Below are 10,445 nucleotides of genomic sequence, written 5' to 3'. Positions count from 1 at the left end.
CTTATCCTCGCTCCGCTAAAATAGACAAGGCATTTAACGCGGCCACTGTCACCGTACTCCCTCCTTTTCTTCCGATGTTCGTAATAAATGGAATATCCAGTTTCGCTAACTCTTCTTTCGATTCCGCTGCTGAGACAAAGCCGACAGGGAGACCGATAATTAAACCTGGGCGTGCCTCTCCTTCTTTCACTAATCGAATTAATTCAAGCAAAGCGGTTGGTGCATTGCCAATGGCAAAAATGCCTCCGTCCGCTTCTTTCACCGCTTTGCGCATCGCAACAATCGCACGCGTCGTGTTTAATCGCTTCGCTTCTTTCATGACATCATCATCAGAAATATACACGTGCACACTCCCACCATATTTTTCAAGACGTGCTTTGTTTATTCCAACTTGTACCATTTGTACATCAGCAACGACTTTTTTTCCCGCGCGAATCGCTGAAATGCCCGCTTCAATCGCACGAGGATGAAATAAAAGACTCTTTCCTAACTCAAAATCGGCGCTTGCATGAATGACGCGTTGAACGATAGCGTATTGCTGTTCAGCAAATGAGTGCTCTCCTATCTCATCATCAATGATTTGAAAGCTTTTTTGTTCAATTTGTTCTGGCTGAACAGTTAATGGGCGAAACGTTGTTCGAAAATCCATTTATTTTTCTCCTTTCTCTTTCATTTCTTCCAACGCACGAATGACGTCAGAAAACTCATGATAAACGACGGGATAAGAAAGTTTCGGACGGCGGATGACAACCGTTTCAATGCCAAGTTGTTGCGCTGCTGCAATTTTTTCATCGACAAATCCCACTCGTCCGCTTTCTTTCGTTACAAGGAGCGTCACACCAAAATGTTTCATCAAAGCCATATCTAGTTGCTTCGTAAACGGTCCTTGCATCGCAATAATATTTTCTTGCGGAAAGCGTAATTGTTCGCACTTTTCCATATTGTCTTTCCGTGGCAACATACGTGCAATGAGACGAACATCAGGAAGCGGGAGCAACTTTTCTGCAAAAATATGCAACGTTTTGCTTCCTGTCGTAAGCATGATGACCCCTCTTTTTTTCGCTGCGTACTCTGCTGCCGCTTCGTAGCTATCGACGAATGTAACGCGATCATACATAATGACGCTTTCTTTTCGTTCATAGCGGATATACGGAACGTTCGCTTCCTCTGCTGCTTGCATCGCTTGTTGCGACGCTTCTTCTGCAAATGGATGGCTCGCATCAACGATCGCTTTCGCTTTATGTTGTTTTATGATCTCAACCATTTCATGCGCGTTTAAACGTCCGATATGCGCACGCAATCCGACATATGACATTTGTTCTGCGGCGTGTTCGGTGACAACTGTAGCCAATACGTCATACCCTGCGTCACGAATGGCTAACGCTAATTGCCTTGCATCGCTCGTTCCCGACAACATAATAATCATTCATCTCACCTCAATGATCATGATGATGGTGGTGGTGATGTTCAGCCATATGAAGCCGATATTGGCACGTATCACAATTCATATGAACCGAATGACTAAGCACTTCTTGTAACCGATCAAGCACAATCGTTTGTAGCGACGGATGAAAGCCAAAATAATGCGCCAATACAAATGACATATGCGGATACATGCTTTGAAACTCAGAAACTTTCTTTTCTAATCGCTTAATAAGCACGCCTGTAAATAAAAAGTAAGGTAAAACAACGATTTTTTTTGCTCCGAGCTTAACACATCTTACGACAGCCTCATCTAATGACGGATTTGTGACACCCATAAACGCAGGTTCAACGATCGCCTGTTTATTTCGCTCCCAAAATAAGCGAGCAATTTTATATAAATCGCTATTCGCATCGGGGTCGCTTCCTCCGCGTCCAAGCAAAATGATTGCTGTTTGCTCATCCGTAACAACTCCTGCTTCTTGCAGTCGGTCGTTTAAAATCGTAAACGTATCATTATGAATACCAAGTGGTCGCCCATACGTAAATGAAACGTGTGGATAGCGCTCTTTCGCCTCGTCAATCGCTGCCGGTATGTGCAGCTTGGAATGTCCAGCTGGAAGTAAAATGATTGGAATGACAATAACATCTGTTGCCCCTTGTTCTACACAATGGGCAATGCCATCAATGACTGATGGAACACCAAATTCTAAAAAACATGTATGCACATAAAACGTCTCATCAATTTGTGGACAAATGGTTTGAACAAACTGACGTACTTGTTCGTTTCCTTCTTCATCTCGACTTCCATGTCCAACAAATAAAACAGCTTTCATTTTCATCACTCCCCACATGCCGCAGGCTCTGCTTTGATCGTTTGTCCATAAGCAAAGCCACCGACCTCTTTTTTTCGCTCAAAAAACTTATGAAATCGCTCGTTTGCATATCCTTCTTCTTTATATTGCACAATAATACGAGCGATCGTTTCCACAATGTCATCTGGACGAATGCCTTCGGCGACAAGCTGTCCAGGATGTGCATTTCTTCCTACTGTTTTCCCACCTAAAAATAAATCAAACGCCCCTTTACGATAAACAATTCCGATATCTTCATGGACAGCCCCGTAACATGCCATGCCACACCCGTTAAATCCAAGGCGCAGTTCTTTTGGCAAATCCATGCCGCCAAATTGTTTATGCAGTTGCTCGACATAAGGAATCGCATCTTTTTTTTCTCCCTCACAAAAGTCACACGCTTTTATAACACACACATTTCCCGTTGGTGCAACCGTTAAACCTGCTTCTAAAAGTTCACGGACGATGTCGTCTGGTCGTTCTGTTTCCACCGTTACTTTTAAATAATGATCCGCCGTATACGTAATCATCCCTTGCTCGCCGACGATGCGAGCGAGATCCATCATTTGCTTTGGCGTAAATGTTTTATTTACCACTCCCGGACTAACTGCTACTTCCAACCGTTCCGTTGTTTGTTTCTTTGGAGCAGCCACTTTTTCATACGCTTCTTCCGCTAATGAGCGCATGTTCGTTAACGCCCATGGTTCCGCTTCTGGTCGCAATCGCTCGTGCAGTTTTAACGGTTGGACAGCGCTTGATAGCTTATATTTTCGCTCATAGCCACGAGGGGTAATCATCAGACCGTCATGAACGAACGTGGAAGAATTTCCGATAATGACCGTCGTTAACATGCCGATGTCATGCTCTAACATTTCCCCTAAACTCGTTAATACAATATGTTGCCGCTCGCGGTACGCACTTTTCACAAGACCAACGGGCGTGTCTGGTGAACGGTATGTTAATAAAATACGCTGCGCCTCGACAATTTGTTGCGTACGGCGACCGCTCTTCGGATTGTATAGCGCAATAACGAAATCCGCTGCGGCAGCTGCTTCTATTCTTTTTGCAATGACGTTCCATGGCGTTAAATGGTCGCTTAAACTAATCGTGCATGAATCGTGCATAATGGGTGCCCCTAATAAAGCGGCGCAAGAATGAATGGCTGAAATACCCGGAATAATCTCCACTTCAATGCCTGTTTCTTTTTCCCATCCTTTTTCAATTAACACTTCGTAAATGAGCCCCGCCATACCGTACAACCCTGCATCTCCACTTGATATGACAGCCACTTTTTTACCACGTTCCGCCTGTTTAATCGCCTCTTGAGCCCGGCTCACTTCTTCTGTCATTCCCGTGCTAATGACTTCTTTTCCATCGATGAGATCCATGACTAAATCGACATACGTTTTATAGCCGACAATAACATCGCTTTCTTCAATCGCCTCGCGAGCTCGCTTTGTCATATGATCGACACTTCCCGGACCAAAGCCGACAACAAACAATTTTCCAGCCATCCTTTTCACTCCCTTTTCCATCGTTCAATCCATTCAAACAATTGCTGTTCTGTACACATCTTGTTTTCCTTCAGCCATATGCGTAAAAGAAGTGGAAGCGGCAAACCAAGCTCATAAAATATGTTCGTTTTTGTAAATACAAAGGCCGGTGTTCCATGCAAAACGATGCGACCATCATGCATAACAAACACTTCATCCGCCCATTGCCAAACGAAATCAAGATCGTGCGTAATGACAACGGGCGTTGTACCCTCTTTATGCAGCTCATTTAGTTTCATGACTAAGCGCTCGCTCTGCGAAACATCTAAATAAGCAGATGGTTCATCGACAATAAGTAAATGAGGCTTGGGCGCCATCGCCACCGCAAGCGATAACCATTTTTTTTGTCCAAGACTTAAATGATGTATCGGTATATCGCGCCACTTCTCAAGCGAAAATTGTTTCATAATTTGTGCCATTTGCTCGTGATTTCCTTCTAAACTAAGCGCTAGTTCTTCCTCAATCATCGGTGCTAAAAATTGATGTTCTGGGTTTTGAAAAACGACACCAACATGCTTTCGCAAATCTCGCCATTGCTGACGATCTGCTACTTTCTCTCCTTCCCAATACACATCCCCTTTGGTCGGTCGGTAAATACCGTTTGCATGAAGCAACCACGTCGTTTTCCCACAACCGTTTTTTCCGATGAGCGCATATTTTTTTCCTCGTTCAATTGTAAGTGATACTCCTTTTAACACGTATGCGCCGTTCCGATACGTATAATGAACATTATGAAACCGTAGCATATAAGCCCTCCAAAATAAATAGAACAACAATTCCAATAAACGCTTCGATGACATACCTTCTTGGCAACTGTTCATCTGCACACATTGGAACAGCAAAAGAAACGTTGCGCGCCTGTTGTGCAATCATCATCGCCTCATAATGATGTAATGTTTGACGTAACAACTGTGCAACAGCTAGTGAAGCAAAGCGCCAATCCCGCTCCCCACGTTTTATTTGCACCGTAACAAACAGTTCTTTTGCTGTTTTTTCTACTATAAAAATAAAACGATACGTCAACAACAACAGTTCAATAAATGCTTTAGGAACGTGCCATTTGCTTAATGCGTGAGCAATACGAAAAAATGGTGTTGTTGCTGCAAGGAAAAAGAGAACAAGCGAACTTGTAAACGCCCGTAAAAAAACTGTACTTACATATGAAAAGCTTTCACTTATGAAGTGAATTGCGCCATCAAATGAAAAAAGAAGCGGTATGCTACTTCCGAGAATAACGAGCGATATGAGCATACAAACGCGTAAACAAACACTCGAAGGCAAACGTGCATATCCAAGCAACCAAACGAGCAACCAAACGATAATGATTAAGCGGACAACATTCGTCCCAAGAAGCGCCCATATGAGCAAAATAAGCGCAAATATTAGCTTAAATGTAGCATTTAATTTCGAAAGGCGATTCCGATACGCCCATTGATCAAGCCAACTAACCATTTCTTTTTCTTCCCTTGTATAAACCGATGATGTAGCCGATTACCCCAGCACCAAGCGCAGCTTGTAAAGAAAATAATAACGTCTCTACTTCTCCACTCGGTGGTTCAAATACGACATCAAACCAAGGTTCATAATGTGGTGAGATTTGTTGAATCATTTTTTCCGCAAGCGTATCCGCTCCAGCAAACTCCGTATTTTTCACAATAAATAGCGGCAACACGATCAACAATGCGGCAATGAACAACAATATACGATTGCTCATTTAAAAAACACTCCCCTCTCCTCTAACACATCTAACTCTCGCTCCGAGTACGTATGCAAAAAGTTCCATACGACAACAGTAAAGAGTCCTTCCGTAATCGCAAGTGGTACTTGTGTCACCGCAAAAATTGAAGCGAATTTTAAAAATGCGCCCCATACGCCACTCGTTACATCTGGAAATGCTAGGGCGAGTTGAAACGACGTCATGACGTATGTCGCCAAATCAGCCATCATCGCCGCTAAAAAGACGGACATACGCAACGATATTCCACACTTTTTACATAAAACGAACAAGCCGTACGCAACGAATGGACCAACGACAGCCATCGAAAATGCATTCGCCCCAAGCGTTGTCAATCCACCATGCGCAAGCAAAAACGCTTGAAACAATAATACTGCTGTACCGATGACCGTCATAACAAACGGTCCGAATAAAAGCGCCCCGAACCCCGTCCCTGTCGGATGCGAACTACTGCCTGTGACAGATGGAATTTTTAATGCCGACAAAACAAATGTAAACGCTGTAGCGAGTGCAAGGAGTAATTTCACCTCCGGCTTTTGTTTCATCAGACGCGTCATTGTACGTAAACCAATAAAGAAAAACGGTAAAAATAGCAACCACCAAATGAGCGCCCATTGCCAAGGTAAGAACCCTTCCATAATGTGCATCGCATATGCGGAAGGTGAAAGTGCAAATAAAATATAGACCGTAGCGCACATACTAACAATCCAAAACAACGGTTTCTTCACTTTTTCTTCCCCCTTGTCGCAACGCTATATTTAGGCATGACAAAGCCTTCATCGTATGTGTACGTCACATATTCATGCAACATTTCACCATCGCGTACATGTTTTCGTACGATGTCCTTTCCGATCTGCTCATCAACGGCACGATACCAAATTCCTTCAGGATAAACGATAACGACGCACGCATCTTCACAGCGACCGTTACATCGTGTCCGCGTTGTATGAACGTACTCATGTAATTGTAGCCTGTCAATTTCATCACGAATCGCTTGCGTCACCTCCTCTCCACCTTTTCGCATACAACTCCCTCCGTTACAAATCAACACATGATGTTTCGTTCCTTGTAAATCCCATGTCGCCATATATGTCGCTCCTTTTTTAAAAATAAAAAAGCACCTCTAGGTAGAGGTGCAGAAAAAACGAAAGATTCAAACAATAAAACTTTCACAATTGTTGTTTATTTTTCATCGTCCCCGCACGTCTACCTATATTCCCGTAGGCAGCCGACGTATCGCAAGCAGGCAGGTCTCCTGGCTTAGGTTCATCATCTCGTTGCGCCTTCCCCAAAAATCAGTGGCATATTGCAACGAAACTCCCCATCACAGTGGCGGGTACCGCGACGGCTTTGCACCGTTCTTCCCTTTTAAGCATACGGACGTATGCACCGTACTTGCTTCATCGTATATTGTTTTTCAAAGAGCACGAATGTTAAGAATATGATACACCATTTTTTTCTTCTCGCCTAGCCTGTTTTATAAAAAAGCACCTTCTTATTCAGAAGGCGCTTTGTAGTAATCGCACGAAAATCGTTTCACAATCGTATGTGGGATGATGATTCGTTTAATTGGCTCATTCGGGTTTTCGATTTGTTGAATTAAATTTCTTGCCGCTTCAAAGCCAAGTTGAAAAATATGAATGTCTACCGATGTAAGCGGTGGACGAGAAATTTCCGATAAAAGTACGTTGTTAAAACTGACGATCGATACATCTCCCGGCACGCTTAATCCCATTTCAGCGAGCGTATTTAACACACCGAGCGCCATTAAATCGTCCGCCACGACGAGTGCGGTTGGCGGCTCAGCAAGTGAAAGCAACTCTTTCATCGCCTCTTGTCCGCCTTCTTTTAAAAATTCTTCATGCACAATGTAATCTTTTCTGTATACAAGCCCTGCAGATTTTAACGCTTTTTCATAACCGCGCAAACGATCCATCGTCACAATGAGATTGACGTTTCCACCGACAAACGCGATGCGCTCATGACCAAGTTCAATTAAATATTCTGTCGCTTCGCGCGCCGCACGCACGTTATCGTTATCAACGTGCGTAATTTCCTCTGCTTTTTTATGCGGTTTTCCAATGACAACAAACGGCACATCTTCTTTTTGTAAATAAGCCATAATTTTATCGTTCGCACGCGAATACAGCAAAATTACACCATCAACGCGCTTTCCTTGCACCATATGCACAACGCCATCGTAAATTTCCGCTTCCGTTTCCCCTGTCGATAACTGCAATGCATATTGCCGATCATGCACCGCTTTGCTAATGCCACGGATAACTTCTGGGAAAAACGGGTTTTGAAACGCTTTATCTGCTGAACTTGGCATAACGAGCCCGATCACTTGCGTCGACTTATTTGCTAAACTGCGCGCGATAAAATTCGGATGATAGCCAAGCTCTTTCATCGCCTCACGCACTTTTTTCTTCGTTTTCTCACTAATGCGCGGGCTATCTGCGATGACGCGGGAAACAGTCGATGGCGCCACATTTGCTCGCTTCGCTACATCTTTAATCGTTACTGTCATAAAAATCCCCCATCTCTTACAAAACAAACGTGTTTGTCGCTTCGTCGATGACTCGTTGTTCCCCATTGACAACAATCGTTGTCGGCACGTCCCCAACAAACGCGACATGCAATTGCCATGTTGGTTGGTACGTCCCATCTGTTTTTACGTCAAAATGAACGGTATGATCAACAAACGTCGCTCGAATATGCATGCGGATATATTCCCCTTTTTCATACGCAAACGTTGTTCCGTCATCATCATAAAGCGTGTATGTCGATGTTCCTTCTTTCATTGTATACACGTACAATGTCATTTGTTCATCAGCCATAGCCGTCGATAGCTTCACATCGGCGTGAGCAATCATCGCCCCTTCTTTTACATATATCGGCAAACGATCAAGCGGAGCTTCCACGATATACCGCCGACTGCCTTCAAACACTTCTTTTGTCCAATAATCAATCCAACGTCCTTCTGGGAAATAAACGATGCGATGCGCTGTATATGGACGTATCATTGGTGCGATCATCACTTGATCGCCAACCATGAATTGATCCGAGACGTTCCACGTTTCGCGATCGTTCGGATATTCCATCATAAGCGGGCGCATCATCGGCACACCTGTTTGATACGCTTCAAAGCATAACGAATATAAATGTGGCAACCATTCGTATCGCAATTCAATATATCGTTTTACGATTTGTTCGTATGTTTCCCCAAATGCCCACGGTTCTTGCCGAGCAAAACCAATCGCACAATGATTGCGAAAATACGGGAAAAATGCCCCAACTTGCGTCCATCGAACGAGCAGTTCTCCATTCGCATCATGTGCAAACCCACCGACATCTGCCCCGCAAAACGCCACTGCGGATAATCCTAAGTTTAAGCACATTGGTATCGACAGCTCAAGGTGCTCCCAAAAGCTACGATTATCGCCTGTCCATACAGCTGCGTAGCGATGAATACCGGCAAATCCTGCGCGCGTCAACACAAACGGGCGTTTTCCTTTCAGTTGCTTTTTCAATGCGTGATACGTCGCCTCTGTCATCATCATCCCGTATACGTTATGCACTTGGCGATGCGTTTTCCATCCGTCATGGACGACTTGTTCATCCATCGTTTTTGTCTCGTTAAATACCGATGGCTCATTCATATCGTTCCAAATACCTTCAATGCCGATGTCCGTATAAAACGTATGCTGCTCGCCCCACCATTTGCGCACTTTTTTCTTTAAAAAGTCTGGAAACACGCTCGTCCCCGGCCAAACGTCTCCTTTGTACAACGTTCCGTCAGCATATTTACAAAAATAATCTTTTTGCACTCCATCACGATACGTATCATACTCCGCGTCAACTTTCACGCCCGGATCAACAATCGGCACGATATGAACCCCTTGTTCCTTTGCATATTGAATCAACGATTTCGGATGTGGAAACCGTTTTTGATCAAACGTAAAAACACGATATTCATCCATATAATGAATGTCTAAATATACCGCATCAAGCGGAATATGTTTCGCCCGAAACGTATCGATAAGTTCACGCACTTCCTGCTCTGTTTCATAACTATAACGCGATTGATGATACCCGAGCGCCCATTTCGGTGGCAGCGGCATGCGTCCAACAAGATGCGTATATTGCGCTAACACATCTTTCGGATGTGGCCCAGCAAACACATAATAATTAAGCGCCCCACCATCTGATGTAAACGTATAAAACAATTCATGGCGTAAATCAAACGTTGTTTTGTACGTATGATCGAAAAAAATGCCGTGCGCATGCCCGTTTTTTAACACCATCATGTACGGATGCGACTGATATAACGGGTCTGTTTCTAAATTGTGCGGCGCGTACACATCCGTATTCCACATCGTCCATACTGCACCGCGCTTATTTAACACACCTGTTTTTTCTCCTAATCCATATACGACATCGGTCGGGGTGAGCGCGTGTGCACAGCGCATACGCCCTTTTGCTTGAAAACATACAGGTTGTTCATCGCGCACAAGCAGCGTTCCTTCATTGTCGTATATCGCTAACCGAAACGGGCTTCGCTCGATGACGACCGTTAATCGTTTTGTCTGCAACTCCCAGCCATCTTCTCCTTCACGAACGTGCACGTCTACTTTTTCTGGCGTTGCGATGACCGCTGGGCTAACCGAATCGTACTTCCCATCGAACGGATCGATCGTCACCCGAACGATATCGCCACGATAAAAATGAATATTAACAACTGCTTCGTCGCACGTCAATGCAAATATTTGTTTTTTACCTTCAATTTTTTGCACATCTCCAATCGGTTGCCACACTTCTTTTTCGTCCGCTTGATCGATCGGTCGAATCGCAAAACTCGTATCCTCTAGCATGTTCTCT

11 protein-coding genes and 1 riboswitch are annotated in these 10,445 nt (G+C 44.1%); all 11 genes read right to left on the bottom strand.

All coding sequences use genetic code 11. The annotated features are described in order from the left end of the window. Nucleotide 1 precedes the first annotated feature (1 nt). The 11 genes from HNQ82_RS07470 to HNQ82_RS07420 all read right to left on the bottom strand — a co-directional run bounded on the left by HNQ82_RS07470 (nt 2) and on the right by HNQ82_RS07420 (nt 10,438). Nucleotides 2-649, bottom strand: coding sequence for a precorrin-8X methylmutase (locus HNQ82_RS07470; protein ID WP_055440511.1), 648 nt, complete (start codon nt 647-649; stop codon nt 2-4). After that, on the bottom strand, nt 650-1,426 hold the full coding sequence (gene cobK / locus HNQ82_RS07465) for a precorrin-6A reductase (RefSeq protein ID WP_183248497.1): 777 nt from the start codon (nt 1,424-1,426) through the stop codon (nt 650-652). Between the two features lie 10 nt (nt 1,427-1,436). Further along, nucleotides 1,437-2,258, bottom strand: a complete 822-nt coding sequence (locus HNQ82_RS07460) for a sirohydrochlorin chelatase (RefSeq protein WP_183248495.1) — start codon at nt 2,256-2,258, stop codon at nt 1,437-1,439. A gap of 5 nt (nt 2,259-2,263) precedes the next feature. After that, nucleotides 2,264-3,790 carry a precorrin-3B C(17)-methyltransferase gene (gene cobJ / locus HNQ82_RS07455; protein ID WP_183248493.1) on the bottom strand — a complete coding sequence of 509 codons (1,527 nt, stop codon included), beginning with the start codon at nt 3,788-3,790 and terminating at the stop codon, nt 2,264-2,266. 5 nt (nt 3,791-3,795) lie between these two features. Then, entirely contained in the window at nt 3,796-4,575 is a 780-nt protein-coding gene (locus tag HNQ82_RS07450) for an energy-coupling factor ABC transporter ATP-binding protein (protein WP_183248491.1), read from the bottom strand. Beyond that, nucleotides 4,559-5,281, bottom strand: a complete 723-nt coding sequence (locus HNQ82_RS07445; protein WP_183248489.1) for a CbiQ family ECF transporter T component — start codon at nt 5,279-5,281, stop codon at nt 4,559-4,561. Before HNQ82_RS07445 ends, HNQ82_RS07450 begins: the two co-directional genes overlap by 17 nt. Next, complete coding sequence (locus HNQ82_RS07440; RefSeq protein ID WP_183248487.1) at nt 5,274-5,543, bottom strand: energy-coupling factor ABC transporter substrate-binding protein; 270 nt, start codon at nt 5,541-5,543, stop codon at nt 5,274-5,276. The genes HNQ82_RS07445 and HNQ82_RS07440 overlap by 8 nt, the downstream gene beginning before the upstream one ends. Continuing rightward, entirely contained in the window at nt 5,540-6,292 is a 753-nt protein-coding gene (locus tag HNQ82_RS07435; protein ID WP_183248485.1) for an energy-coupling factor ABC transporter permease, read from the bottom strand. Before HNQ82_RS07435 ends, HNQ82_RS07440 begins: the two co-directional genes overlap by 4 nt. After that, nucleotides 6,289-6,651 (bottom strand): (2Fe-2S) ferredoxin domain-containing protein, encoded by a 363-nt coding sequence (locus HNQ82_RS07430; RefSeq protein ID WP_183248483.1) that lies wholly within the window; start codon nt 6,649-6,651, stop codon nt 6,289-6,291. The genes HNQ82_RS07435 and HNQ82_RS07430 overlap by 4 nt, the downstream gene beginning before the upstream one ends. A gap of 141 nt (nt 6,652-6,792) precedes the next feature. Beyond that, nucleotides 6,793-6,974: riboswitch (cobalamin riboswitch) on the bottom strand. Between the two features lie 85 nt (nt 6,975-7,059). Next, a complete protein-coding gene (locus tag HNQ82_RS07425) occupies nt 7,060-8,094 on the bottom strand; it encodes a LacI family DNA-binding transcriptional regulator (RefSeq protein WP_055440504.1) in 1,035 nt (344 codons plus the stop codon). A 16-nt stretch (nt 8,095-8,110) separates the two neighbouring features. Next, the gene (locus HNQ82_RS07420) at nt 8,111-10,438 is read right to left on the bottom strand and encodes a glycoside hydrolase family 31 protein (protein ID WP_183248481.1); all 2,328 of its coding nucleotides are present in this window, start codon (nt 10,436-10,438) and stop codon (nt 8,111-8,113) included. Nucleotides 10,439-10,445: the final 7 nt, after the last annotated feature.

This window comes from Anoxybacillus tengchongensis, assembly GCF_014201585.1.
Taxonomy (GTDB): domain Bacteria; phylum Bacillota; class Bacilli; order Bacillales; family Anoxybacillaceae; genus Anoxybacillus; species Anoxybacillus tengchongensis.
Note: the sequence above shows the minus strand (reverse complement) of the source record. Positions and strands in the feature narration are given on the sequence as shown.